Here is a 25,506-nt window from a genome sequence, read left to right as displayed (position 1 = left end):
CGGCCGCGATAGTCCCCGCGATGAAGGGAGTTGCCCGTGGCACATCGCCTGTTCACCTCCGAGTCGGTCACCGAAGGCCACCCGGACAAGATCGCTGACCAGATCAGCGACGGTATTCTCGACGCCCTGCTGACCCAGGACCCGCGCAGCCGCGTCGCGGTGGAAACGCTGATCACGACCGGTCAGGTGCACGTGGCCGGTGAGGTCACCACCCAGGCGTACGCCGACATCCCGAGCATCGTGCGCGAGACGATCCTGGGTATCGGCTACGACTCGTCGAAGAAGGGCTTCGACGGCGCGTCCTGCGGCGTCAGCGTGTCCATCGGCTCGCAGTCACCCGACATCGCCCAGGGCGTCGACAGCGCGCTCGAGCTGCGCGAAGGCGACTCCGAACACCTCCTCGACGCGCAGGGCGCCGGCGACCAGGGCATGATGTTCGGGTTCGCGTGCTCGGAGACCCCCGAGCTGATGCCGCTGCCGATCGCCCTGGCGCACCGCCTCGCCCGCCGGCTCTCCGCGGCCCGCAAGGACCGGACGATCCCGTACCTGCGCCCGGACGGCAAGACGCAGGTCACGATCGAGTACGACGGCCTGCGCCCGGTCCGCCTCGACACGGTCGTCGTCTCCTCCCAGCACGCCGCCGACATCTCCCTCGAATCGATGCTCGCTCCCGACGTCCGCGAGCACGTCATCGCCCCCGAGCTCGAAGACCTCGGTCTCGACACCGAGGGCTACCGGCTGCTGGTGAACCCGACCGGCCGGTTCGAGATCGGTGGTCCGATGGGCGACGCGGGCCTGACCGGCCGCAAGATCATTGTGGACACGTACGGTGGGTACGCCCGGCACGGTGGTGGCGCGTTCTCGGGTAAGGACCCGTCGAAGGTGGACCGGTCGGCGGCGTACGCGATGCGCTGGGTGGCCAAGAACGTGGTCGCGGCGGGCCTTGCGGAGCGGTGTGAGACGCAGGTCGCGTATGCGATCGGCAAGGCGCACCCGGTGAGCCTGTTCGTGGAGACCTTCGGTACGGAGAACGTGCCGGTGGAGCGCATCGAGAAGGCGATCCACGAGGTGTTCGACCTGCGTCCGGCGGCGATCATCCGTGACCTGGACCTGCTGCGCCCGATCTACCAGCAGACCGCCGCGTACGGCCACTTCGGCCGCGAACTGCCGGAACTGCTGTGGGAGAACACCGACCGCGCCGCGGCGCTCAAGGCCACCATCTGAGGGGTTGCACCGTGCCGATCATGGTCACCGGATCGATCGCCACCGACCACCTGATGCGGTTCCCCGGCCGCTTCGCCGACCAGTTCGTCGCCGAGGCGCTGAACCGGGTGTCCCTGTCGTTCCTGGTCGACGAGCTCACCGTGCGGCGCGGCGGCGTGGCCGCGAACATCGCGTACGGGCTCGCCCAGCTCGGCACGACCGCGACCCTGGTCGGCGCGGTCGGCCACGACTTCGCCGACTACCGCTCCTGGCTGGAGCGCAACGGGGTGAACTGCACCGCCCTGTACGTCAGCACGCGGGCGCACACCGCGCGGTTCGTCTGCACCACCGACGACGACATGTGCCAGATAGCGTCGTTCTACCCCGGCGCGATGGCCGAGGCCGGCGGGATCGACCTGGGCGCGTTGTTCGCCGCCTCCCCGCCGGAGCTGGTGCTCGTCGGCGCGGACGAGCCCGCGGCCATGCTCCGGCACGCCGACGCCTGCCGCCGGCACGGCGTACCGATGGCCGCGGACCCGTCCCAGCAGCTCGCCCGGATGTCCGGCGAGGACGTGCTGCGCTTCATCGACGGCGCGGCCTACCTGTTCACCAACGAGTACGAGCACCACCTGCTGGAGGCGCGCACCGGGCTCGACGCCGACGCGCTGCTGCACCGCGTCGGCCGGCACGTCACCACGCTGGGCGCGGACGGGGTGCGCATCCGCGAGCGGGGACACCCGGACGTGCACGTACCGGCGGCACACTGCGAGACGATCGCCGAGCCCACCGGGGTCGGCGACGCCTTCCGGGCCGGCTTCTTCGCCGCGCTCGGCCGGCACCTGCCGCTGGTGACGGCCGCCCAGGTCGGCTGCCAGCTGGCGGTCGAGGCGCTGCGGGTCTCCGGGCCGCAGGAGTACGCGCTCGACTGGGAACGCTTCGCCGCGGACCTGGCGCGTTCCTACGGAGCGGAGGCCGCGGAACAGGTACGGCGCGCATGGGCTGCCGCACCGGCGACCGCCTCGTGACCTGACGAAAGCCCCCGACGCCACCCGCCGCCGGCCCTGGCCGGCGGCGGGTTTCGGCGTGCCCCGCCGGAACCGGAAGCCCTCCTGCCTGCGGTGTCAGGCCGGTGTCACGGATATATCAGACGCCGCCGCAAGGATGAGCGCAGTACGCCCCATTTCGCGCCGGTCCGCCGCCCCCGCACCGGGTGCGCCGGACGACCGTGATGGACCAACCGTAGGAGAGGTTATGCCGAGGTCATTGGCCGCATTCGTGGCCGGCCGTTATACGAAGTACGTCGTTCTCGTTCTCTGGATCGGCATTCTCGCCGTCGCGGCGCCGCTGTCGACCCAGCTGTTCGACGCCCAGAAGAACGACACGGAATCGTGGTTGCCGGGCAATGCGGAGTCGACGAAGCTGCTGAACCGGATGGCCGCCGCGTCCGTCGACGACCAGACGGTGGCCACCATCATCGTGTACGAGCGCAGCTCCGGACTCACCCCGGCCGACCTGACGAAGATCGGGGCGGACGCGAAACGCTTCGGCCAGGTGATGACCCTCCCCGGCGAGGTGGCCGGGCCCTTCCCGTCCGACGACAAGAGGGCGGCGCAGACGATCGTCCCGCTCGACCTCGGGGACGACGACAACGACTCCACCGCGGCGGACGTCATCAACAAGCTGCGGGACGTGGCCGAGGCCGACAGCGCCGGCATGACCGTGCACATCACCGGCCCCGGCGGCAACGCCGCGGACCTCACCGACGCGTTCTCCGGGATCGACAGCACACTGCTGCTCGCGACCATCGGCATCGTGGTCGTGCTGCTGCTGCTGATCTACCGCAGCCCCATGCTGTGGTTGTTCCCCGTGCTCTCCGCCGGCGCCGCGCTGACCACCGCCCAAGCGGTGATCTATCTGCTCGCCAAACACGCCGGCCTGACGGTCAACTTCCAGAGCTCCGGCATCCTGACCGTGCTCGTCTTCGGTGCGGGCACCGACTACGCGCTGCTGCTGGTCGCCCGCTACCGCGAGGAGCTGCACCGGCACGAGGACCGGCACGCGGCCATGGCCGAGGCGCTGCACCGCTCCGGCCCGGCCATCGTGGCGAGCGCCGCCACGGTCGCGGCGGCGATGCTGTTCATGCTCTTCGCCGAGACGAACTCCACCAAGGGGCTCGGACCGGTGGCCGCGGTCGGCGTCATCGTGGCGCTGTTCGTCATGGTGACGCTGCTCCCGGCCCTGCTGGTCACCGTGGGCCGGTGGGTCTTCTGGCCGGTCCGGCCCACCTACGACCCGTCGTCGGGCGTCACCGCGCACCGGATCTGGGACCGGATCGGGTCGGCCATCGCCCGCCGCCCCCGGGTCACGGCCCTCCTCACCACCCTGCTGCTGGCCCTCCTCGCCCTGCCGCTGGTCGGTCTCGACGCCGGAGGGCTGTCCAACGCCCAGTCGTACCGGACCAAGCCGGACTCGATCATCGGCGAGGAGGTGCTGGCCAAGCACTTCCCGGCCGGCTCCGGCGTGCCGCTGATCGTCTCATCCCGGCCCGATCAGGCCGAGCAGGTGCGCACCGCGGTCGCCGGTACGCCCGGGATCGAGTCCAAGAGCGTCACCCCGCCCGAGGCCCAGGGCGAGTACTCGTACCTCCAGGCGACCCTGACCGACGCGGCCGACAGCGAGGCCGCCTTCCGGACGGTGGAACGCGTCCGCGAGGCGGTGCACAACGTGCCCGGTGCGCAGGCCCTCGTGGGCGGGACCACCGCGGTGAACCTCGACCTGCAGAAGGCCGCCGAGCACGACCGCGCCCTGATCATCCCGCTGGTGCTGGGGGTGGTCTTCATCATCCTGATGCTGCTGCTGCGGGCGATCGTCGCGCCGCTGTTCCTGATGGCGACCGTGGTGCTGTCCTTCGCGTCCGCGCTCGGCATCAGCACGCTGATCTTCCGGGCGGTGCTGGGACACAACCACGCGGACACGTCGTTCCCGCTCTACGTCTTCGTGTTCCTGGTGGCCCTCGGCATCGACTACAACATCTTCCTGATGACCCGGGTACGGGAGGAGGCGGAACGGCACGGCACCCGGCGCGGCACGCTGATCGCGCTCAGCGCCACGGGCGGTGTGATCACCTCGGCCGGCCTGGTCCTGGCCGGTACGTTCGCGGTCCTGCTCACGCTGCCGGTGACCAACTTCTTCCAGATGGGCTTCGCGGTCGCCCTCGGCGTGCTGCTGGACACCCTCGTGGTCCGGTCCGTGCTGGTCGTCGCCCTCAACCTGGACGTCGGGCGACACATGTGGTGGCCGAGCCGGCTGGCCAGGCGCACCGACGACGAACCGCCGGCGGCCGAGGCCGCCCCGCGGGAGGTGAGCCCGGCCGAGGCCTGAGCGAGAACCCGCTCGGCGCACGCGAAGGGGGCCGGAACAACATGTTCCGGCCCCCTTCGGTGTCCTCGTCAGGCGCGCTGCAGGTCCCGGTCGCCGGCCCGGACGGCGGTGTCCGGGCCGGGGGCGGCCGCGGCCCGCTGAGCCAGCAACGGCACCAGCCCGATGTCGTGGGTGCCCTCGGCGAACTCCGGGCTGCGCATCACCCCGTCGAGAAACCCTGTCGTGGTGCGCACCCCGTGGCCGGTCACCCGCACCTCGGAGAGGGCGCGCCGCATCCGCGCCACCGCCCCGGCCCGATCCGGCGCCCAGACCACCACCTTGGCCAGCAGCGAGTCGTAGAAGACCGAGATCCGGTATCCGGGATAGGCGTGCGTGTCGACGCGGACGAACGGACCGGCCGGCATCTCGAAGTCGTCGATGCGGCCGGCCGCCGGGTTGAAGTCCGCGTCCGGGTTCTCGGCGTTGATCCGGCACTCGATGGCGGCCCCGGACAGCCGGACGTCGTCCTGCGTGATGCGCAGCGGCTCCCCCGCGGCGATCCGCAGCTGCTCCTGCACGATGTCGACCGCGGAGACCATCTCGGTGACCGGGTGCTCGACCTGCACCCGGCAGTTGATCTCCATGAAGTAGAAGCGGTTCAGGTCGTCGACGAGGAACTCGAACGTGCCCGCGCCCACGTAACCGACGGCGCGCGCGCCGCGTACGGCGGCCGCGCACATCGCCTCGCGTACCTCCGGCGGGAGGCCCGGCGCCGGTGACTCCTCGACCAGCTTCTGATGCCGGCGCTGCACCGAACAGTCCCGCTCGCCCAGGTGGACGGCGTTGCCGGCGCCGTCGCACAGCACCTGGACCTCCACGTGCCGGGCCCGGTCGAGGTAGCGCTCGACGTAGACCCGGTCGTCGCCGAAGACCGCGGCCGCCGTACGGCGCGTCGCGCGGTACGCGGTGGCCAGGTCGTCGGGCGCGCGTACCACCGTGATGCCCCGGCCCCCGCCGCCGGCCACCGCCTTGAGGACGACCGGCCACCCGATGTCCTCGGCGAGCGAACGCGCCTCCTCCAGCGTGTCGGCGGGCTCGGCGCCACCGGGCAGCAGCGGCAGGCCGGCGGCGCGCATCAGCGACCGCGCCGTCGACTTGTCCCCGAGCGACTCCAGCACCTGCGGCGGCGGGCCGACGAACGTGATGCCGTTGGCCACGCAGACCTCGGCGAAGTCCGGGTTCTCCGACAGCAGGCCGTAGCCGGGATGGATGGCCTCCGCCCCGGTACGCAGCGCCGCCTCCACGACCGCCGGGATGTTGAGATAGCTCATCTGCGACGACGCGGGCCCGATCCGGACCGCCTCGTCGGCGTACCGCACCACGGCCGAGTCGCGGTCCTCCAGCGAGTAGACGGCGACGGTGGCGATGCCCATCTCGCGGCACGCACGCGCCACCCGCAGCGCGATCTCGCCCCGATTGGCGATCAGGATCTTCCGGAACACCGCGTCACCCGCCCTGCACCGGCGCGACGGCGAACAGCGGATCGCCGTACTCCACCGCGGTGCCGTTGGGCTGGAGGAACTCCACGATCCGGCAGTGCCGGTCGGCCTCCACCGGGATCATCAGCTTCATCGCCTCGACCAGCCCGATCTGCTGCCCGGGGGTCACCACGTCGCCCACGGAGACGAAGGGCCGGGCCCCCGGCTCCGGCGCCACGTAGAACACCCCGACGATGGGTGCGTGCACGTGGTCCACGTCGTCGTCGGCCGCGACAGCCGCGGGCCGGGTCTCCGGCGCGGCCGCGGGGAGGGCGGGCGCCTCGTGCCGTACCGGGCCCGCGATCCCCTCCGTCCAGTCCAGTTCGATGGCCACCGGGCCGACGGAGACCTTCAGGGTCCGCGGCATCGGCGAGATCTTGGCCAGTAGTTCGATGACGCTGTCCCGCGTCATCTCCAGTGTGGCCGGCAGGGTGTCCTGCCGGCTGTCGCCCATCAAACGGTCGAGCTCTCCCACTCCGTCGTCCATGCTGATGCTCATCTCGTCTCGTGCCGGAGGTCCTGGTTGTCCTTACGTGGCGCCGAACCGCCGGAACCGCGCGTGGCGGCTCTCCAGCAGCTCGGCCGTGGATCGCGTCCGCAGGTCGGCCAGTACGGACCGCAGGGCGGCGGACAGGGCGTCGGCCGCGGCGAAGTGGTCCGCCTGGGCGCCGCCCGGTGGTTCCCGCACGACGCCGTCGACGACGCCGGTGGCGAGCAGCCGCGGCGCCGTCAGCCCGAGCTCCGCGGCGGCGATGGCGGCCGCGGCCGGGTCCCGCCACAGGATCGCGGCGCACCCCTCCGGGCTGATCACCGAGTAGAAGGCGTTCTCCAGCATCAGCACGCGGTCGGCGACGGCGAGGCCGAGGGCACCGCCGCTGCCGCCCTCGGAGAGCACCACCGAGACGACCGGGACGCGCAGCCCCGACATCAGCCGGATGTTCTCCGCGATCGCCGCGGCCTGGCCGTTCTGCTCCGCCTCCACACCCGGGTACGCGCCGCCGGTGTCCACGAACGTCACCACCGGGATGCCGGCCTTCTCGGCGAGCCGCATCAGCCGGCCGGCCTTGCGGTACCCGGCGGGCACCGGCATGCCGAAGTTGCGCGCGGTCAGCTCGGCGGGGGTGTGCCCCTTCTGCTGGCCGATCACCATGACCGGCTGCCCGTCGAGGAGCCCGACGCCGCCGACCGTGGCCGGGCAGTCGCCGCCGATCCGGTCGCCGTGCAGCTCCTCGAAGTCGCCGACCAGCAGGCCGATGAAGTCCAGCGCCGTGGGGCGTTCGGTGGCGCGGGCCGTGCGTACGGTCTGCCAGGGGTCCTGGGTGGTGAGCTCGTCCGGGTCGACGGCGAGCGCGTCCGTGACGGCGGGCTCCGCTGCCGCCGGGCCGGGCCCGGCCGCACCCAGCCCCGCCAGGATCCGGCGCAGGGCGGGGCGCAGCTCGGCACGCGCCCGGATGGCATCGATGTGCCCGTGCTGGAGCAGGAACTCGGCGGTCTGGAAGTCGGGGGGCAGCTTCTGGCCGATGGTGCGCTCGATGACCCGGGGACCGGCGAAGCCCATCCGCGCGCCGGGCTCCGCGACGATGACGTCGCACAGCGAGGCGAAGGACGCCGCCACCCCGCCGTACGTGGGGTCGGTGACCAGCGAGACGGTCGGTACGCCGGCCTCGTCCAGCCGGCGCAGCGCCTGGCTGGTCTTGGCCATCTGCATCAGCGAGAGCGGGCCCTCCTGCATCCGGGCGCCGCCGGAGGCCGAGACGATGAGCAGCGGGCGCCGCTCGGCGAGCGCCACCTCGGCGGTCCGGGTGATGATCTCGCCCACGCCGCCGCCCAGGCTGCCGCCCATGAACCCGAAGTCCATGGCCACCGCGGCGACCGCGTTCCCCTCCAGCGTGCCCCGCGCGCCGACGGCGGCCTCGGCCAGCCCGGTGTCCCGCCGAGCGGCGGCCAGCCGCTCGGGGTACGGCAGCCGGTCGGTGAAGCCGAGCGGGTCGTCGGGCGCCGGTGGCACCTCGATCGGCTCGATCGACTCCGGGTCGAGCAGCTGGGCGATCCGCTCCCGCGCCGTCAGCCGGCCGTGGTGCCCGCAGCGCGCGCACACCCCCAGCGCCCGCCGGAACCGCTTCGCGTAGAGCGGGCTGCGGCAATGGGCGCAGAGCAGCCAGCTCTGCTCCTCCGCGGGCCGCTCGACGGTGGCGGTCACGCCGCCCCGACCGTGCGGCTCTGCACCAGGGCCAGCAGCTCGCCGGGGGTGTGCAGCTCGCTGATCTCGAGATCGGACAGCGTCACCCCGTGCTCGCGCTGCAACCGGCTGGCCGCCTCGAGCAGGGCCAGCGAGTCGTAGCCCAGCTCGGCGAACTCCGTCTGCGCGAACGCGCCGTAGTCGGTGACCCTCTCCCCCGACCCGGTGGTGCTCCGGAGCAGTTCGGCGAGATCGGCGATGGTCAGCTGAGACATGCTTTTCGTCCCTTCCGGTGGTGATGGAGCCGGCGTCAGGAGGCCGTGACGACCAGCGCCGAGTTGAAGCCGCGGAAACCGCGGGCCACGATGAGAGCCGAGCGCACCCGCATCCGCCGCGGCGTGCCGGTGACCAGCCGCAGGGCGTGGCCCGGGTCGGGGTTGCGCACGTGCACGGTCGGCGGGACGACCCCGTCGCGGATGGCGAGCAGCGCCGTGGCCAGGTCGAGGGCCGCGCCGCCGGCACAGAGCCGGCCGGTCATGGTCTTGGGGGCGGTGACCGGCACGCCGGCCGGGCCGAACACCGCCTGCAACGCCGCCGCCTCCGACCGGTCCAGCTCCGGGGTGCCGGCCGCGTCCGCGAAGACGACGTCGATGTCCCCGGGCTCGGCCCCGGCCTCGGCCAGCGCCTGCTCGATCGCCCGGCGCAGAGCGGCGCCGGGCTCGCCGTCGCGCCCCGGTGCGGGATCGAAGGTGGCCGCGTAGCCGGCGATGCGGCCGTACACGCGCGGCACACCCCGGGCGCGGGCGGCCTGCTCGTCCTCGAGAATCAGGATCGCGCCGCCCTCGCCCGGCACGGCGCCGCTCGCGTCGGGCTCGAACGGACGGTACGCGGTGGCCGGGTCGTCGGAGCTGCTGAACTGCCCGCTGCTGACCTGGCCCACCCAGCCCCACGGGCACAGCGACCCGTCGACCGCGCCGGTCACCACGACCGGCGTGCCGCGGCGTACCCGGCGGCGTGCGTGCGCGACCGCGTCGAGGCCGCCCGCCTGGTCGCTGACCAGCACGCCGCTGGAGCCGCGCAGGCTGTGGCGGATCGAGATCTGCCCCGTGTTCACGGCGTAGAACCAGGCGAACGACTGGTAGGCGCTGACGTGCGCCGGCCCCTGCCGCCACAGCTTGTCCAGCTCGCGGTGCCCGTACTCGAAGCCGCCGGCGCTGCTCGCGGTGATCACGCCGATGCCGTACTCCGGCAGCTCCGCCGGCTCCACGGCGGCGTCGGCCAGCGCCTCACCGGCCGCCGCCAGGGAGAGCCGGGTGACGTGGTCGGTCTGCGCCAGCAGGCGGTCCGGCACGTGCTGGGCCGGGTCGAAGTCGCGGATCTCGCCGGCCAGCCGCACCGAGTACGGGTCCGGGTCGAAGCGGGTGACCCGCCCGATGCCGGACGTGCCGGCCAGCAGCGCGGCCCAGTACGCCTCGGTGCTGAGGCCGATCGGCGACATCACGCCGATCCCGGTGACGACGGCGTTCGTCGCCCGTGCGGGCACGGCGGGTCCGGCGGATCCGGCGGATCCGGCGGCGGTCACGGTGCTCATCGGCGCTCCCTGGCTTCCGGGTGACTCAGCACGACGGCGCTCTGGAAGCCGCCGAAGCCGCTGCCCGTGCTCAGCACGACGTCGAGGCGGCGCTCGCGGGCCGTCAGGGGTACGTAGTCGAGGTCGAGCTCGGGGTCCGGGTGGTGCAGGTTCGCGGTCGGCGGCACGACGCCCTGGTCGATGCCGAGCGCGCACGCCGCCAGCTCCAGTGACCCGATCGCCCCCAGCGAGTGGCCGATCATCGACTTGATCGAGCTGACCGGCGTCCGGTACGCGTGCTCGCCGAGCGCACGCTTGATCGCCGCGGTCTCGTGCCGGTCGTTCTGCTTGGTCCCCGAGCCGTGGGCGTTGACGTAGCTGACGTCCGCCGGGTTCCAGCCGCCCTCGTCGAGCGCGTCGGTGATCGCCGCGGCCATCTCCCGCCCGTCCGGGCGCAGGCCGGTCATGTGGAAGGCGTTGCACCGGTTCGCGAACCCGTCGATGGTGGCGTAGACGTGCGCGCCGCGGCGCCGGGCCCGGCCCAGCTCCTCCAGCACGAAGACCGCCGCGCCCTCACCCAGCACGAACCCGTTGCGCGTCGCGTCGAACGGACGGGACGCGGTCTCCGGTTCGTCGTTGCGGGGCGTGGTCGCGCGGATGGTGTCGAAGCAGGCCACCGTGATCGGGGAGATCGGCGCGTCGGTCGCCCCGGCGATCATCACGTCGGTGGTGCCCTCCTCGATGAGCTGCATGGCGTGGCCGACCGCGTCCAGGCCGGAGGTGCAGCCGGTCGAGATCACCGCGCACGGTCCCTGGGCGCCCGTCGTCCAGGCCACCTCCGCCGCCATCGAGCTCGGCACCAGGTAGTCGTACAGGTGGCGGACCGCGTAGTCCTCGTCCACCTGCCACTCCCGGCCGCCGTTGCTGACCACCACGTACTCGCGTTCCAGGCTCGTGGTGCAGCCGACGGCGCTGCCGAGGCTGACGCCGGTGCGGAACGCGTCCAGGTCGCCCAGTTCCAGCCCGCTGTCCGCGACGGCCTGGCCGGCGCAGGCGACGGCGAACTGGGTCGCCCGGTCCATCCGGCGGGTCTCCTGCGGCGTCAGCCCCTCGCGGGCCGCGTCGAAGTCGCACTCGGCCGCCACCCGGGAACGGAACGGGGTGGGGTCGAACGACGTGATGGTCCGGGTCGCCGTCCGCCCCGAGACCAGCAGGTCCCAGTACGGCTTCACGCCGACGCCGCCCGGGGCGACGACCCCGATACCGGTGATCGCTACCCGCCGCGTCATGTGCGGGACCGTCCGTGCCTCGGCCGCTGCCGCCAGCTGTTCAACCCATCCACCGGAACCTCCGCTCCGCCATTGCCGCTCGTCCGGGCCGGTGGCGCGCCACGCGGGCCACCTTCGGATCACCGGGACGTCGTCGCACCGATGCGAGCATTCCGGCCGGTGCTCAAGGCGTCCTCGACAGAGACCGGAGCGCTCGGGCCGCCGCCCGGCCGGCGGCGCCGAGCCGAGAGCAGCTCAAGCGGGATTCGAGCACCCGGGCCGAGTCTTGCTGCGACACTCGCCCTCCTCGACGAAGGTGGCCCGCGATGGTGGACACTTCCACGACGGTTCTCCCTGCCCCGCTGACCACCGAGGACACGGCCATCCCGGCCCGGTTCACCGGCTCCGGGGTCGCGACCGGGGACCCGTCGAGGCCCGGCCGGGTCGAGCGGTGGCTGGAGGAGCGCCGGGCGGCGCACCGCTTCGAGGTCGAACGGATCCCGTTCCTCGGCATGCGCGACTGGTTCTTCGAGCCCACCACCGGCAACCTGGCGCACCGTTCGGGCCGGTTCTTCACGATCGAGGGCATCGAGGTGGAGACCGACTACGGTCCCGTCGGCCAGTGGCAGCAACCGATCATCAACCAGCCGGAGATCGGCACGCTCGGCATGATCACCAAGGAGATCGACGGGGTCCTGCACTGCCTGGTCCAGGCGAAGATGGAACCGGGCAACATCAACACGTTGCAGCTGTCACCGACCGTGCAGGCCACCCGGAGCAACTACACCCGGGTACACGGCGGTACGCACACCCGCTACCTCGAGTACTTCACGGATCCGGGCCGCAGCCGGGTGCTGGTGGACGTGCTGCAGTCCGAGCAGGGCGCCTGGTTCCTGGGCAAGCGCAACCGCAACGTGGTCGTCGAGGTGGACGAGGACGTACCGCCGCACGAGGACTACCGCTGGATGACGATCGGTGAGCTCCACCGGATGCTGCGCCAGGACAACATGGTCAACATGGACGCCCGTACGGTGCTCTCCTGCATCCCGTTCGACCGGCCGGCCGCCGGGGCAGGCGACCGGCACGGCGACAGCGCGTTCCGCCGGGCGTTGCACCGCTCGCTGGTTCCCGGCGGGGCCGCCCGGCACACGATGCGGGAGCTGCTGAGCTGGTTCGTCGAGAGCAAGGCGCGCCACCATCGCCGGGTGAGCCCGATCCCGCTGCGCCAGGTGCGCGGCTGGCGGCGCGACGAGCACGAGATCAGCCACGCCGACGGCAAGCACTTCTCGATCATCGCGGCGCAGGTCACCGCGGGCAGCCGGGAGGTGCACAGCTGGTCGCAGCCGCTGCTCGTCCCGCGCGGGGTGGGCGTGGCGGCGCTGCTCACCAAGTCGATCGGCGGTGTCCTGCACGTGTTGATGCACGCCCGGATCGAGGGCGGCTACCTGGACGTGGCCGAGCTGGCGCCGACGGTGCAGTGCATGCCGGTGAACTACGAGGGCCTGCCGGACGACGCCCAGCCGCCGTTCCTCGACTACCTGGGGACCGTACCGGCGGACCGGATCATGTTCGACACGGTGCAGTCGGAGGAGGGCGGCCGGTTCTACCACGCGGAGAACCGGTACGTGATCGTGGACGTCGGCGACGACCTCCCGGACGCCGTCCCGCCGGACTACAGGTGGCTCACGGTCGCCCAGCTCACCGCCCTGCTCCAGCACAGCTACTACGTGAACGTGCAGGCGCGCAGTCTCGTCGCCTGCCTGCACTCGCTGTGGTGAGCGGAGGCGGCATGCTTCGGGTCGGAGTCCTCGGGTGCAGCAGCATCGCCCTGCGGCGCACCGTACCGGCGCTGGCCGCCGACGCCGGCGTCCGGGTCACCGCGATCGCGAGCCGGGACCCGGCGAAGGCGGAGGCGGCGGCGCAGCGCTTCGGCGCCACACCCGTGCACGGGTACGAGCGGCTGCTGGAGCGGCCGGACATCGACGCGGTGTACGTCCCGCTGCCGCCCGCCCTGCACGCCGTCTGGGTCGAGCGGGCGCTGCACGCCGGCAAGCACGTCCTGGCCGAGAAGCCGCTGACGACCACCGCCAAGGACGCCCACCGGCTGGTGGAGCTGGCCCGGTCCGCCGGGCTGGTGCTGCTGGAGTGCTTCGCGTTCGTCCACCACAGCCAGCACGCCGAGGTGCAGCGGCGGCTGCAGGCCGGCGAGATCGGCACGTTGCGGGCGCTGGACGCCGACTTCGCGTTCCCCCCGCTGCCCTCCTCCGACATCCGCTACCGGCCCGAGCTCGGCGGCGGCGCCCTGCTGGACGCCGGGGTGTACCCGCTGCGCGTGGCCCAGCTCTTCCTCGGTCCCGACCTTACCGTCGCGGGGGCCACGCTGGAGCACGACCCGGTCTCCGGGGTGGACGTCGCGGGCGCCGCCGTCCTGACGACCCCGCAGGGACGCAGCGCCCAGATCCGCTTCGGCTTCACGCACTCCTACCGCTCGGCCTACGTGCTGTGGGGAAGCGCGGGCCGGATGACCGTACGCCGGGCCTTCACACCGCCCGCGGGCTTCGCCCCGGTGCTCGGCATCGAGCACCAGAACCGGATACAGGAGCTCACGCTGCCCGCGGACGACCAGCTCGGCCGCCTGGTCGGCCGGTTCGCCGCCGCGGTCCGCGGCGAGCAGGACCCGGCCGACCTGGTCCGGGCATCGTTGCGGCAGGCCGAGCTCGTGGAGGCCGTCCGGGACCGGGCCGTGGTGACCACGTCAGGAGCAGCGTGATGACGCATACGAGTCTGCCCCAGTCGCCGGTGGACGCCGACGGACTCCGCGAGTGCCTGTCCCGATGGCCGAGCGGGGTCGCCGTGGTGACCACCGTCGACGCCGGCGGCGGGCATCGCGGCTTCACGGCCACCGCGTTCGCCTCACTGTCCATGGCGCCGCCGTCGGTGCTGGTGTGCCTGGACCGCGGCTCACAGTGCCTGCCGGCGTTCGCGACCGCCCCGGCCATGGCGATCCACCTGCTCCGCGACGACCAGGCGGACGTGGCGGTCCGGTTCGCCACCAAGGGCATCGACAAGTTCGCCGGTCTGGCCGTGGACCGCGGCCTCGGCGGGGTACCGCTGCTGCCGGGAACGCTCGGCCGGCTGGAGTGCCGGCTCGTGCGCCGCATCTCGGCCGGCGACCACATCATCCTGATCGGCCTGGTGCACGCCGCCGAGACCTTCGACGGCACACCGCTGGTCTACTTCGCCCGCGACTTCCGGGCGCTCTAGCACTCTTACGCGAGGTGACTGCATGTCCGTCTCCACCCATCCGGTACGCGAGTCCGCGGCGCTGCTCGACGGGGCCAGGTCCGCCCGGGCCGTCGCCCGGGAGCACGCCGCCGAGGCCGACCGCCGGTACCGGCTCGAACCCGCGGCCGCCGAGGCGCTGACCGCCGCCGGCTTCGCCCGCCACTTCGTCCCGGCCCGCTGGGGCGGCACGGCCGGCGGTGTCGCCGACGCCGCGCAGGCCCTGTCGATCGTCGGCGAGGGCTGCATGTCGGCCGCCTGGACCGGCGGGGTGATGCTGGCCCTGGGCCGGATGTGCGCGAACCTGCCGGCGGAGGGCCAGCAGGAGATCTGGGGCGACGGGCCGGACGTGCACCTCGCCGGCTCGGTCCTGCCCGCCGGGCGCGTCGAGGCGGTCCCCGGCGGGTGGCGGCTGTCCGGCGAGTGGCCGTACGCCAGCGGCGTGGACTTCGCCCGGTGGACCACGGTCGGCGGGCTCGACCACAGCCCCGGCGAACCGGTGTTCCGGCACTTCGTGCTCCCCCGCGGCGACTACACGGTCCGCGAGACCTGGCGCAACGTCGGCCTGCGCGGTACGGGCAGCAACAGCGTGGTGGTGGCGGACGCGTTCGTGCCGCGGCACCGCTCGTTCACCCACGCCGCCGTGCTGAACGGGTCCGGTTCCGCGGCGGACCCGCCCTGCCACCGCATCCCGTACAAGCTGTTCAACGGCATCCTGTTCGTCGCGCCCGGGGTGGGCGCCGTCCGGGAGGCGCTGCACGAGTGGGCGCGCTGGACGGCGGGCCGGCGGGAGGCGAACCGGAGCCGGACCGTGGACCGGCCCAGCGTGCGATTCGCCGTCTCCACCGCCGGCACCGAGGTGGACACGGCCACCATGCTCATCGCGCGGGCCGCCGCGGCCGCCGACCTGGCGGAGGTCACCCCCGAGCTGCCGGTACGCAGCACCCGCGACTTCGCGGCCGCGGCCGACCTGCTGGTCGCCGCGGCCAACCGGCTGTTCCGGGTGAGCGGCACCCACGGGCAGGCGGAGTCCAACCCGATCCAGCGGGTCTGGCGGGACGTGCACTGCATGGCCGGGCACAGCGCCCTGCAGCCCGACCAGAGCGCGGACGGCTGGGCGAACCACGTCCTCGGCGGCGGCTCCATCGCCTGACGACGGCCTCGGGGGTGTGCTGCCGGCCGGCAGCACACCCCCGATGTATTTGCGGCGGCATGTCCCGGCCCGGGGCACCACGGCGTGCCCCGGGCCGGGCGGCTCACCGAGAGGCGTGGACGAACTCCCGGAACGACTGCACCACGTAGTCGATCATCTCGGCGGTGATGCCGGGGTAGACGCCGATCCAGAACGTCTCCTCGGTGGTGACGTCGCTGTTGGTCAGGTCGCCCACCACCCGGTAGGTGCGGCCCTGGTAGGCCGGGTGCCGGGTGAGGTTGCCGGCGAAGAGCCGGCGGGTCCGGATGTTCCGGGACTCCAGGAAGGTCACCAGGTCGTGCCGGGTGAACGACGCGTCCGGCCGGACCGTCACCACGAAACCGAACCAGCTGGGGTCGCTGTCCGGGGTCGCCTCCGGCATGAGCAGGCCGGGAAGGTCCTCGAGGCCGGCGCGCAGCTGCGCCCAGTTGCGCCGGCGCGCCGCCCCGAACTGCTCGAGCCGGTTCAGCTGGCTCATGCCGAGCGCCGCCTGCAGGTCGGTGGCCTTGAGGTTGTACCCGACGTGCGAGAACACGTACTTGTGGTCGTAGCCCTTCGGCAGCGTGCCCAGGGTGAAGTCGAAGCGGCGCAGGCAGCGGTTGTCCTCGCCCGGCTCGCACCAGCAGTCGCGGCCCCAGTCCCGCAGCGACTCCACGATCCGGGCCAGCGCCAGGTCGTTGGTCATCACGCAGCCGCCCTCACCCATGGTGATGTGGTGCGCGGGGTAGAAGCTGATCGTGGACAGGTGACCGAAGGTCCCGGTCGGCCGGCCGCGGTAGAGCGAGCCCACCGCGTCGCAGTTGTCCTCGATGAGGAACAGGTCGTGATCCTCGGCCAGCTGCGCCACCTCGGCCACCGCGAACGGGTTGCCGAGCGCGTGCGCGATCATGATGGCCCGGGTCCGCGGGCCGATCGCCTGGGCGATCCGCTCGACCGTGGCGTTGTACGTGCCCAGCTCGATGTCGACGAAGACCGGCACCAGGCCGTTCTGCAGGATCGGGTTCACCGTGGTCGGGAAGCTCGTCGCCACGGTGATCACCTCGTCGCCCGGGATCAGCCGGCGATCACCGAGCTGCGGCGAGGTGAGCGCGGTCAGGGCCAGCAGGTTCGCCGACGAACCCGAGTTCGTCAGGTGGACCTTGCGCACCTGCAGCGCCCGCGCGAGCGCGCTCTCGAACTTGCGCGCATGCAGGCCGGCCGCGATGCGCATGTCCAGGGCTGCCTCGACAAGCGACACCCGGTCGTCCTCGTCGAGCACCGCCCCCGAGGTCAGGATCGGTGTCTCCCCGGGCACGAACGTCTCCCCGGCGTACTCCTGGTGGTACTTGCGTACCAGCTCCAACACTTCGTTTCGGGTGTCCATCAACTACGTCACTTCCTCCGCTTGCCGGTGCCACGAACTCGCTCTCGGATCGACCGTCGCCCAGATCGCCTCCACCATCGAGACCACGTCATGCCGCGGACGCCAGCCGAGCCTGCGCCCGGCCTCCCCGATCCGGGTGGCGAGCCAGGGGACGCCGGCGCTGCGTCCGGCCGCCACCTCCGCCTCGTCGACCCGGGCCGGTACGCCGCTCACCTCAATGAGGCGCCGAACCACCTGCCGTACCGCCACCGCCCGGCCGCTCCCGACGTTGAGCACCGCGCCGGCGACGGGCGCGGTGATCGCCGCGGAAACGGCGGAGACGGCGTCCCGCAGATCCACGAAGTCGCGCTCGGCGGTGAGCGGGGCCAGGCGCAGCCGCGCCGGTACGCCGGTCAGGGCCGAGCGCCGCAACTCGCCGGCGACCCGGCCCAGCAGGCTCGACGGCGGCATGCCGGGCCCGGCGCACGTGGTCAGCCGCAGCACGACCCCGTCGAGCAGGCCGTCACGGGTGGCCGCCAGCACGATCTCGCTCGCCCGCAGCTTCGTACGCCCGTAGTCGCTCGCGGGCACGCACGGGCTGAGCTCGGTCAGGTACCGGCCGGTGGCGGGCTGCGCGTACTCGAAGACGGTGCCCAGCTGCACGACCCGGACCGGCCACGGCACCGCGGCGACGGCGTCCCGGATGGTCTCCACCACGGCCACGTTCGCGCGCCGCATCGCCTCGGGATCCTCGGTCCACACCGCACCGGCGGCGTTGACCACCGCGGTGGTGCGGTGCGCCTCCAGCAGGGCAGCCAGCTCCGCCGGGGGGCAGCGCGCGAGGTCGAGCGCCGCCGTGACGCCCGGCCGCGGGGTGCGTGCGAGGCTCACGACCCCGGTCCCCGCGGACGCCAGCGCCGAGGCGACGGCCCGGCCCAGGAACCCGGCGCCGCCGACGACGACAACGCTCATGCCGACCAGCGATCGGCCAGCGTCTCCGCCATCGCGGAGGGGGACGGGTACGCCGCCATGCCGGCCCGCAGGCGGGCGCAGGCCTCCCGCCATTCCGGTGCCGTCGTCATCTGCTCGACCGTCTTGAAGAGCACCGCCGTGTCGTCCGGCCCGTCCGGGCCGATCATCGTGCCGACGCCGGCCCGGGTCACCCGGTCGCCGATCTCGGCGCAGATGGGTGCCGGCGGAAGGATCACCTGGGGGACGCCGAGCACCGCCGCGGTCAGGGCCGTGCCGGCGCCGCCGTGGTGCACGGCGACCGCGCAGGTGGGCAGCAGCATCCGGAACGGCACGCCGCGGGCGACCCGGACGTTGGGCGGCAACCGCGACTCGTCGAGCGCGCCGGAGGGTGCCAGCACGATCTCGGCGTCCAGGTCGCCGAGCGCGTCGAGGGTCAGGGTGAGCACGTCGGGCCCGTTCGGGTCCCGGTACCGGCTGCCGGCGACCCCGGCGCTGACGCAGACCCGCGGCCGGCCGTCGGTCCGCGCCAGCCACTGCGGATGGGTGGCCGCGCCGTTGTACGGCACGCAGCGCATGTCCATCCGGTTGACCGGCGGATTGTCCGGCAGTCGCATGGCGGGCGGGCAGATGTCGATCCAGCCCACCGGCTCGGCCGGCTCGGCCCCGTACGCGGCGAACAGCTCGCGGTACGACGGCAGCGGGTCCGCCATCGACAGGTCGGTCGGCGAGTGCAGGGTGCTGCCGACCTCCCAGCCGTGCCCGACGGCCGGTACGCCCAGCACCGCGCCGAGCACCGGGCCGGCGAGGCCGAGCACGTCGTGCACGATCAGCTCCGGCCGCCACCACCGGCCGAAACCGACCAGGTCGTCCAGCATCGCGGCGGCGACCGCCACCTGCTTCTCGTAGAGGGCGCGGACCACCCGCCGCTTGTGCTCGTCGAGCAGGTCCAGGTCGCTCGACCAGCCCGCGGGCCACCGGGCCGGCCGGCCCCACTCGGCCAGTTCCGGGCGGCGTCCCTTCTCGGCGGTGGTGACGTCGTGCCCCACGCCGACCGCGGACAGGCCCAGCCCGGCCACGGCGTCCGCGACCGGCGCCGGCACGGCGACCCGTACGTCGTGGCCGGCGGCCTGCAGGGCCCAGGCCAGCGGCACCATCGGATACAGGTGTCCCGGAGCCGCCCAGGTCACGAACAGAACGCGCATGGCTCTACCCCGTCCGGGAGTCGGTGTCGGCGCCATCGCTGGCCGCCGGCGCTGACCGCAGTCTTGGCCGACCTGCTCAAGCGGAACTGGACCGTCGATGGAAGCGCACATCAGCCCGATGTCAGCCACACGTCAGAGCCGGGGACGAGAGTGGGACCGGGAACGAGTGAAAAGAGACCGCAGGTGAAACATGCCATCCGGGCCGAGGGGCTCGTCAAACGGTTCGGCGCCGTCACCGCGCTGGACGGCGTCGACCTCGAGGTCGGCGCCGGTACGGTGCTCGGCCTGCTCGGCCCGAACGGGGCCGGCAAGACCACCATGGTGCGCATCCTCGCCACCCTGCTGCGCCCGGACGCCGGTGCGGTACGCATCCTCGGCCACGATCCGCGGCACGACGTCGAGGCGGTCCGCGGCCTGATCGGGCTGACCGGTCAGTTCGCCGCGGTGGACGAGAACCTCACCGGGGTGGAGAACCTGGTGTTCCTGGCCCGCCTGATCGGCCAGTCCCGGTCCGAGGCGCGCGAGACCGCCCGCGGTCTGCTGGAGCGCTTCTCGCTGTCCGACGCCGCCGACCGCCCCGCCCGGACGTACTCCGGTGGCATGCGCCGGCGGCTCGACCTGTCCGCCTGCCTGGTCGGCCGCCCCCGGGTGGTCTTCCTCGACGAGCCGACGACGGGCCTCGACCCGCGCGCCCGCGAGCAGCTGTGGGAGAGCATCCGCGGCGAGGTGCGGCGGGGCGTGACCGTCCTGCTGACCACGCAGTACCTCGAGGAAGCCGACCAGCTCGCCGACGACATCGTGGTGATCGACCGGGGCCGGGCCGTCGCCCACGGCACGCCGACCGAGCTCAAACGCCGGGTGGGCGGCCAGACGCTGCAGGTGCAGCCCGCCGATCCGGCGGACCTGCACCGGGTGGCCCTCATCGTCACCGAGGTGGCCGGCCGGCACGAGGTCGACAACGCCGTCATCACCGCACCGGCGGCGGACACCGGCGTCCTGCCGGAGATGGTGCGGCGGCTCGACGCGGCCGGCATCGGCGTCGCCGAGATCGGCATCCGCCAGCCGAGCCTCGACGAGGTGTTCAAGCAGCTGACGAGCCAAGGAGTGGCCGCATGACCTCGATCGCCACCGCATCGGACCACGAGGCCCCGGAGGCCGCCGAGGCGCCCCGCCCCCGCCGGGCGGGCCCCGCGCGGGCGGTGCGCCAGAGCGCCACCGTGGCGTGGCGGCAGCTCGTCCAGATCAAACGCAATCCCGAGCAGCTCGTCGAGGTCGGCATCCAGCCGCTGATGTTCGTCTTCCTCTTCGCGTTCGTGCTCGCCGGCCAGCTGGCCGGCTCACGGCAGGCGTACATGCTGTACGTCGTGCCGGGCCTGATGGTGCAGTCGGCGGTGCTGGTCAGCGCGCGTACCGCGATCGGCATCAACACCGACGTCACCACCGGGATCTTCGACCGCCTGCGGAGCCTGCCGATCTCACGGGTGGCGCCCCTGCTCGGCCGGATGCTCGCCGACTACGTGATGCTGCTGTGGTCGGTGCTGATCCTGGTGGTCGCCGGCACCGCGCTCGGGTTCCGGGTACACACCCACTGGTTCATGCTGGCGCCGGTGTGCCTGCTCCTGCTGCTCTTCATGCTCGCCTTCTCCTGGGCAGCGGTCTACCTGGGACTGCTAGCCTCCTCGCCGGAGAGCGTGCAGGCGCTGGCCTTCGGGCTGATGCTGCCGCTCACCTTCCTCAGCGGCGCGTACGTGCGGGTGGAGACCATGCCCGGCTGGCTGCAGGCGGTGGTCAAAGTCAACCCGGTCTCGAGTCTCGCCGATGCCATCCGCGGAATGCTGGTCGGCGGACCGGTCAGCGGCCCGGTGACGCAGACGCTCATCTCCTGCGCGGTGCTCACCGTGGTCTTCGCGCCGCTGGCCCTGATGGCGTACCGCCGGGAACGCTGAGAGAGGACCGTCGTGAGGGTGCTCATTGCCGGGGTCGTCCCCGCGCATCTGATGCCGATGGCACCGCTGGCCTGGGCCCTGCGCGCCGCCGGCCACGAGGTGCTGGTCAGTGGCAGCGCGGGGTTCGTGGCCCGCGCCGGCCTGGCGGGCCTGTCCGGCGTCGCCGTGCCGGACCCGCCGCCGCACCGGCCGGCCGCGGCGTCCGCCGATCCCGCCGCGGGCCGCGCCGCGCACCTGATGGGCTGGGACGCCATGGCGGAACGGTGGCGGCACCGGGTCGGCGCCGTGGTCGGCCGGCATCTCGCCGTGGCGCGCGACTGGCGGCCCGACCTCATCCTGTGCGACCCGATCGAGTTCAGCGGGCTCATCGTCGGCGGTGTCCTCGGCGTCCCCGTGGTGGTCCACCGGTGGGGCGCCGACCGGGTCAGCAGCCGGTCGCTGCCGCTCGCGGCCACCGCCCTGGCCGACATCGCGGAGCGGCACGGCGCCCGCGACGGCATCCCGGCGCCCGCCCTGGTGCTCGACCCGTGCCCGCCCACCCTCCAGTGCCCGGACGCCGACCCGGCGCAGCCGATCCGCTTCGTCCCGTTCAACGGCTCCGGCGCCGTGCCGGACTGGGCGCTGCGGCCCGCGCCGCGCCGCCGGGTCGTGGTCTCGTTCGGGGCGGAGACGTCGATGCTCGCCGACCCGGTCCTGTGGGACCGCTTCATGCTGGCGCTCACGACGATCGACGGCATCGAGCCGGTCATCACCAGCAAGCCGCCGCCCGGCGCCGCGGTGCCGCCCGGGGTACGCGCCGAGGGCCCCGTCCCGATCACCCTCCTGCTGGACGACGCCGCCGCGCTGATCCACCACGGCGGCTCGGGCACCTGCCTGACCGCCGTGCACCACGGGGTTCCCCAGCTCGTCCTGGCCCACCCCAACCCGTCGTACGCGGCGCACGGCGAGCGGGTGGCGGCGTGCGGCGCGGGCCGGGAGCTCGACCTGGACGGCGAGCACCGGGAGCCCGAGGTCATCGCGGACGTCCTCCGGCAGGTCATCACCGACCCCGGATACCGCACCGCCACGGAACGGCTGCGCGACGAGATGCACCGCCAGCCCGACCCGGTCCGGACCGTACGCACCTTGGCCGAGCTGGCCGGCGCGCCGGTCACCGGCTGACGACAGCCGGCGTCAGCTGCCCTGCAGCACCGGCGACAGCAGCGCCTCGATGGCGGCCCCGTCCACCGGGGCGCCGTCGGGTGCCAGCCCCGGCCGCCGGTCGCGGACGGCGTCGTCGAGGCGGGTCTCGTCCGGGTCGCCGGCGATGTGCTGACCGCGCATCGACACCGCGGCGGTCAGCAGGGCGGCGGACCGGCCCACGTCGGCGCGGGCGAGGGCGATGTCGGCGGCCAGCACGGCGACCCGGGACGTGGCATGGGCGTCGCGTCCCCGCCGGGCCAGGTCGTACGCGTCCCGGCACAGGTCGGTGGCCTCCTGCAGCCGTCCTTCCGCGACCGCGAGGTACCCCTGGCTGAGCAGGACCGCGGGGACCAGCCCGACGCCGCGCCCGTGCTCGCGCAGTTCGCCGAGGGCGCGGCCGAGCAGGTCACGGGAGTCCGCGTACCGCCCCTCCCAGCGGGCGAGGTCACCGAGCACGTGATGGGCCGCTCCCACGGTCTCCCCCAGGCCAAGCCGGTCGGCCTCCGCCAGGGCGGTGTCCAGCTCCCGGCGCGCCGCCGGGCCGTCACCCGACCGGGCGTGCACCGCGCCGAGCCGGACCCGCAGCATGGCGAGATCCTCGGCGGCGCCCAGCTCGCCGGCGGCCTGCAGCGCCTCACGCAGGGCGGCGGCCGCGCCGGCGTGCTCGCCGCTCGCCCCGTCCAGCTCGGCCAGCGCGGACAGGGTCTGCGCCCGGCCCAGCCGCTCACCGATCCTGCGGAACTCCGCCAACGACGCCGCGAGCTCGGCGCGCGCCTCCTCCGGGCGGCCCAGGTTCATCAACGTACGGCCGGCCAGCATGCGGCTCTGCGCCCGGACCCACGGGTCGGCGTGCCCGCCGTGGTGCCGCAGCTCCGCCAGCATGACCCCGCTGTCCCCGGTCAGCAGCGACGTCATCGCGCCCAGCAGCACCACCAGCGGGTGCCCGGCGCCCGGCCGGTCGCCGATCCGGCCGGCCAGCTCCAGCGCCTCACGCAGGCAGGCGAGACCCTGCGGGTCGCCCAGGATCGCGCCGTACACCAGGGCACCGACCGCGCAGAGCAACGCGCGGTGCACCGGTACGGCCGACCCGTCCAGCGCCAGCGCCCGGCCGGTCCACTCCAGACCCTCGGCGCGGCGGCCGCTGAGCAGCCAGAACCACTCCAGCATGGCCACCAGCCGTACGGACACCTCGGGCGGCGCCTCGTCGATCGACCACCGCAGGGCGGCGTTCACGTCATCCACGTAGGACGACAGGTACGCCAGCGCGTGCAGCTGACCGTCCCGGCGCAGCTGCGGCTCGAGCTCCTCGGCGATCGCCGCCAGCACGCGCGCGTGCCGCAACCGCAGGTGCCCGGTCTCCCCCGCCTCGGCCAGCCGCTCGACCGCGTACAGCCGGATCGTGTTCAGCATCCGGAACCGTGGCGGCTCCCGCTCGGCGTCGACCTGCACCATCGACTTGTCCACCAGCGCGGCGAGGAGGCGGTCGACCTGGGCCGCCTCGATGTCGTCGGGCAGCTCGAGGTCCGCGCAGACCCGCCGTACGACGTCGCCGTCGACCGGCCCGGCGAAGACCGCCATCCGGCGGGCCAGCACCCGCTCGGGGAGGTCCAGGAGGTCCCAGCTCCAGTCCACCACCGTCCGCAGGGTGCGCTGCCGCTCGGCCACGGTGTCCGGTCCGGCGAACAGGGCGTCGAACCGGTCCTGCAACCGCGCCTCCAGCTGGGCGACCGACAGCGAACGCAGCCGCACGGCGGCCAGCTCCAGCGCCAGCGGCAGGCCGTCCAGCGCCCGGCAGACGGCACCGACCTGCTCGGCCGTACGCTCGTCGACGGTGAACGCGGGCCGCACCGCGCGCCCGCGTTCGACGAACAGCCGCACCGCCGGGCTCTCCGTGGTGACCGGTGCGCCGGGCGCCGGGGTGGCGAGACCGGCGAGCGGGAACAGCACCTCGCCGCGCACGCCCAGCGGCTGCCGGCTCGTGGCCAGCACGCGCAGGCCCGGGCAGCTCGCCAGCAGGGCCTCCGCCTCCCGGGCGACGGCCGGCAGCAGGTGCTCGCAGTTGTCGAGGATGAGCAGCAGCGGACGCCGGGAGACCACGCTGATCAGGCGGTCGGCGACGCTGGGCCGGGCGGCCGGGCCGGCCGGGGCGAACAGCAGGCCGCCGTCGCCGGCACCGCACGCGGCGAGGATCGCGCGGGACACGTCGCCGGCGTCGCCCACCGCGCCCAGGTCGACCAGTACGCCCCCGTCGGCCTCGGCGCCGACGACGGTCCGCCCGGCCTCCACCGCCAGCCGGGTCTTGCCCATACCGCCCGCGCCCACCACGGTGACGAGCCGGTTGCCGGTGATCATCCGCACCAGCGCGCGTACGTCGTCGTCCCGCCCCACCATCGGCGTCAGCGGGACCGGCAGCCGGCCACGCGGCGCCGGGCCGGGTGGCGGCGGGCCCGCGGGGGCGGGCGGATCCGGCGGCGCGAAGCCGTCGCGCAGCAGCGCGAGGTGCGTGCGCTGGAGGGTCGGCGAAGGGTCCGCGCCGAGCTGCTCGGCGAGCTCGGTGCGGGCGTCCTCGTAGGCGGAGAGGGCGTCGGCGTGCCGCCCGGCGGCACGCAGGGCCTGCATGAGATACAGCCGCAGCGTCTCGCGCAGCGGGAACTGGGCGATCAGCCCTTCCAGCTCGGGAACGACCTCGGCGCCGCGGCCGTCGGCGATGTCGGCCGCGATCCGCTCCTCCGTGGCCGAGCGGCGCAGCTCGCTGAGCCGGGCCGCGTGGGCGCGCAGGACCGGGGCGTCGGCGAGGCCGGGCAGGGCCGCGCCCCGCCAGAGGTCCAGCGCCTCCCGCAGCGCGGCGGCGCGGCGCTCCGGGTCCGGGATCTCCCGGGCGGCGTCCACCTGCGTCTCGAACCGGTGGGCGTCGACCTGGTCGGGCCGGATCAGGGCCCGGTATCCGGTGGGCCGGGAGTCGACGACCAGCTCCGGCACGGCCCGCCGCAGCCGGGACACCAGCGCCTGCAGGGCGTTGTCGGGGGCGGACGGTGCCCGGTCGCCCCAGACCGCGTCGGCCAGGTCGGCGCGGGTCACCTCCCGGCCGGCGTCGAGCGCCAGCACGGCGACGAGCGTCTGCAGCCGGACCCCGTTCAGCCGGACCACCCGAGCGTCCACCTGCACCCGGAGGGCGCCGAGGACACCGATCACGACTTCGCCGGGCACCGCATCAGTATGTCGCAAGGCCGGCGCCGGGCGAGCACCGCGGCCACCGGCGGCATGCCGGTC

General features: G+C 73.7%; 20 protein-coding genes. 10 read left to right on the top strand and 10 right to left on the bottom strand.

All coding sequences use genetic code 11. The annotated features are described in order from the left end of the window. Window positions 1-36: 36 nt before the first annotated feature. From metK to COUCH_RS16085, 3 genes are all read left to right on the top strand, one after another. A complete protein-coding gene (metK, locus tag COUCH_RS16095; RefSeq protein ID WP_249612892.1) occupies window positions 37-1,224 on the top strand; it encodes a methionine adenosyltransferase in 1,188 nt (395 codons plus the stop codon). An 11-nt stretch (window positions 1,225-1,235) separates the two neighbouring features. Further along, window positions 1,236-2,228, top strand: a complete 993-nt coding sequence (locus COUCH_RS16090; protein ID WP_249612891.1) for a carbohydrate kinase family protein — start codon at window positions 1,236-1,238, stop codon at window positions 2,226-2,228. A gap of 226 nt (window positions 2,229-2,454) precedes the next feature. After that, on the top strand, window positions 2,455-4,584 hold the full coding sequence (locus COUCH_RS16085) for an MMPL family transporter (RefSeq protein WP_249612890.1): 2,130 nt from the start codon (window positions 2,455-2,457) through the stop codon (window positions 4,582-4,584). A 68-nt stretch (window positions 4,585-4,652) separates the two neighbouring features. Here the strand turns inward: COUCH_RS16085 and COUCH_RS16080 are convergent, their stop codons facing one another. Genes COUCH_RS16080 through COUCH_RS16055 form a run of 6 tightly spaced genes read right to left on the bottom strand, consistent with a single transcriptional unit; the run spans window position 4,653 to window position 11,139 of the window. Next, window positions 4,653-6,065 carry an acetyl-CoA carboxylase biotin carboxylase subunit gene (locus COUCH_RS16080; protein ID WP_249612889.1) on the bottom strand — a complete coding sequence of 471 codons (1,413 nt, stop codon included), beginning with the start codon at window positions 6,063-6,065 and terminating at the stop codon, window positions 4,653-4,655. Between the two features lie 4 nt (window positions 6,066-6,069). Beyond that, window positions 6,070-6,600 carry an acetyl-CoA carboxylase biotin carboxyl carrier protein gene (locus tag COUCH_RS16075; RefSeq protein WP_249612888.1) on the bottom strand — a complete coding sequence of 177 codons (531 nt, stop codon included), beginning with the start codon at window positions 6,598-6,600 and terminating at the stop codon, window positions 6,070-6,072. Between the two features lie 30 nt (window positions 6,601-6,630). Then, window positions 6,631-8,301 (bottom strand): acetyl-CoA carboxylase carboxyl transferase subunit alpha, encoded by a 1,671-nt coding sequence (gene accA / locus COUCH_RS16070; RefSeq protein WP_249612887.1) that lies wholly within the window; start codon window positions 8,299-8,301, stop codon window positions 6,631-6,633. Then, the gene (locus COUCH_RS16065; protein WP_249612886.1) at window positions 8,298-8,555 is read right to left on the bottom strand and encodes an acyl carrier protein; all 258 of its coding nucleotides are present in this window, start codon (window positions 8,553-8,555) and stop codon (window positions 8,298-8,300) included. The genes accA and COUCH_RS16065 overlap by 4 nt, the downstream gene beginning before the upstream one ends. A gap of 35 nt (window positions 8,556-8,590) precedes the next feature. Then, window positions 8,591-9,871, bottom strand: a complete 1,281-nt coding sequence (locus COUCH_RS16060) for a ketosynthase chain-length factor (protein WP_275980110.1) — start codon at window positions 9,869-9,871, stop codon at window positions 8,591-8,593. Further along, window positions 9,868-11,139 (bottom strand): beta-ketoacyl-[acyl-carrier-protein] synthase family protein, encoded by a 1,272-nt coding sequence (locus tag COUCH_RS16055; protein WP_249612885.1) that lies wholly within the window; start codon window positions 11,137-11,139, stop codon window positions 9,868-9,870. The genes COUCH_RS16060 and COUCH_RS16055 overlap by 4 nt, the downstream gene beginning before the upstream one ends. A gap of 305 nt (window positions 11,140-11,444) precedes the next feature. On the opposite strand from COUCH_RS16055, the gene COUCH_RS16050 reads away from it, so the two are divergent. The 4 genes from COUCH_RS16050 to COUCH_RS16035 are packed head-to-tail and all read left to right on the top strand — an operon-like array spanning window position 11,445 to window position 15,553. Beyond that, a complete protein-coding gene (locus COUCH_RS16050) occupies window positions 11,445-12,896 on the top strand; it encodes an NDP-hexose 2,3-dehydratase family protein (protein WP_249612884.1) in 1,452 nt (483 codons plus the stop codon). A gap of 11 nt (window positions 12,897-12,907) precedes the next feature. Further along, the gene (locus tag COUCH_RS16045; protein ID WP_249612883.1) at window positions 12,908-13,888 is read left to right on the top strand and encodes a Gfo/Idh/MocA family protein; all 981 of its coding nucleotides are present in this window, start codon (window positions 12,908-12,910) and stop codon (window positions 13,886-13,888) included. Beyond that, on the top strand, window positions 13,888-14,382 hold the full coding sequence (locus COUCH_RS16040; RefSeq protein WP_249612882.1) for a flavin reductase family protein: 495 nt from the start codon (window positions 13,888-13,890) through the stop codon (window positions 14,380-14,382). The genes COUCH_RS16045 and COUCH_RS16040 overlap by 1 nt, the downstream gene beginning before the upstream one ends. 22 nt (window positions 14,383-14,404) lie before the next feature. Then, the gene (locus COUCH_RS16035) at window positions 14,405-15,553 is read left to right on the top strand and encodes an acyl-CoA dehydrogenase family protein (protein WP_249612881.1); all 1,149 of its coding nucleotides are present in this window, start codon (window positions 14,405-14,407) and stop codon (window positions 15,551-15,553) included. Between the two features lie 103 nt (window positions 15,554-15,656). Here COUCH_RS16035 and rfbH read toward each other — a convergent pair whose 3' ends face one another. Genes rfbH through COUCH_RS16020 form a run of 3 tightly spaced genes read right to left on the bottom strand, consistent with a single transcriptional unit; the run spans window position 15,657 to window position 19,108 of the window. Continuing rightward, window positions 15,657-16,958 carry a lipopolysaccharide biosynthesis protein RfbH gene (gene rfbH, locus COUCH_RS16030; RefSeq protein WP_249612880.1) on the bottom strand — a complete coding sequence of 434 codons (1,302 nt, stop codon included), beginning with the start codon at window positions 16,956-16,958 and terminating at the stop codon, window positions 15,657-15,659. Continuing rightward, entirely contained in the window at window positions 16,959-17,906 is a 948-nt protein-coding gene (locus COUCH_RS16025; protein ID WP_249612879.1) for an NAD-dependent epimerase/dehydratase family protein, read from the bottom strand. After that, window positions 17,903-19,108 (bottom strand): nucleotide disphospho-sugar-binding domain-containing protein, encoded by a 1,206-nt coding sequence (locus tag COUCH_RS16020; protein ID WP_249612878.1) that lies wholly within the window; start codon window positions 19,106-19,108, stop codon window positions 17,903-17,905. Before COUCH_RS16020 ends, COUCH_RS16025 begins: the two co-directional genes overlap by 4 nt. Window positions 19,109-19,291: 183 nt before the next feature. On the opposite strand from COUCH_RS16020, the gene COUCH_RS16015 reads away from it, so the two are divergent. From COUCH_RS16015 to COUCH_RS16005, 3 genes are read left to right on the top strand one after another with little or no spacing between them, the layout of a single operon-like run. Beyond that, window positions 19,292-20,224: an ATP-binding cassette domain-containing protein gene (locus COUCH_RS16015; RefSeq protein WP_249612877.1), complete on the top strand. Its 933-nt coding sequence runs from the start codon at window positions 19,292-19,294 to the stop codon at window positions 20,222-20,224. Next, window positions 20,221-21,054: an ABC transporter permease gene (locus tag COUCH_RS16010; RefSeq protein WP_249612876.1), complete on the top strand. Its 834-nt coding sequence runs from the start codon at window positions 20,221-20,223 to the stop codon at window positions 21,052-21,054. The genes COUCH_RS16015 and COUCH_RS16010 overlap by 4 nt, the downstream gene beginning before the upstream one ends. A gap of 12 nt (window positions 21,055-21,066) precedes the next feature. Beyond that, a complete protein-coding gene (locus COUCH_RS16005; protein ID WP_249612875.1) occupies window positions 21,067-22,215 on the top strand; it encodes a nucleotide disphospho-sugar-binding domain-containing protein in 1,149 nt (382 codons plus the stop codon). 12 nt (window positions 22,216-22,227) lie between these two features. Here COUCH_RS16005 and COUCH_RS16000 read toward each other — a convergent pair whose 3' ends face one another. Further along, complete coding sequence (locus COUCH_RS16000; RefSeq protein ID WP_249612874.1) at window positions 22,228-25,443, bottom strand: BTAD domain-containing putative transcriptional regulator; 3,216 nt, start codon at window positions 25,441-25,443, stop codon at window positions 22,228-22,230. Between the last annotated feature and the right edge of the window lie 63 nt (window positions 25,444-25,506).

Source organism: Couchioplanes caeruleus, assembly GCF_023499255.1.
Lineage (GTDB): Bacteria > Actinomycetota > Actinomycetes > Mycobacteriales > Micromonosporaceae > Actinoplanes > Actinoplanes caeruleus_A.
This window is presented reverse-complemented; position numbering and strand designations above follow the sequence as displayed.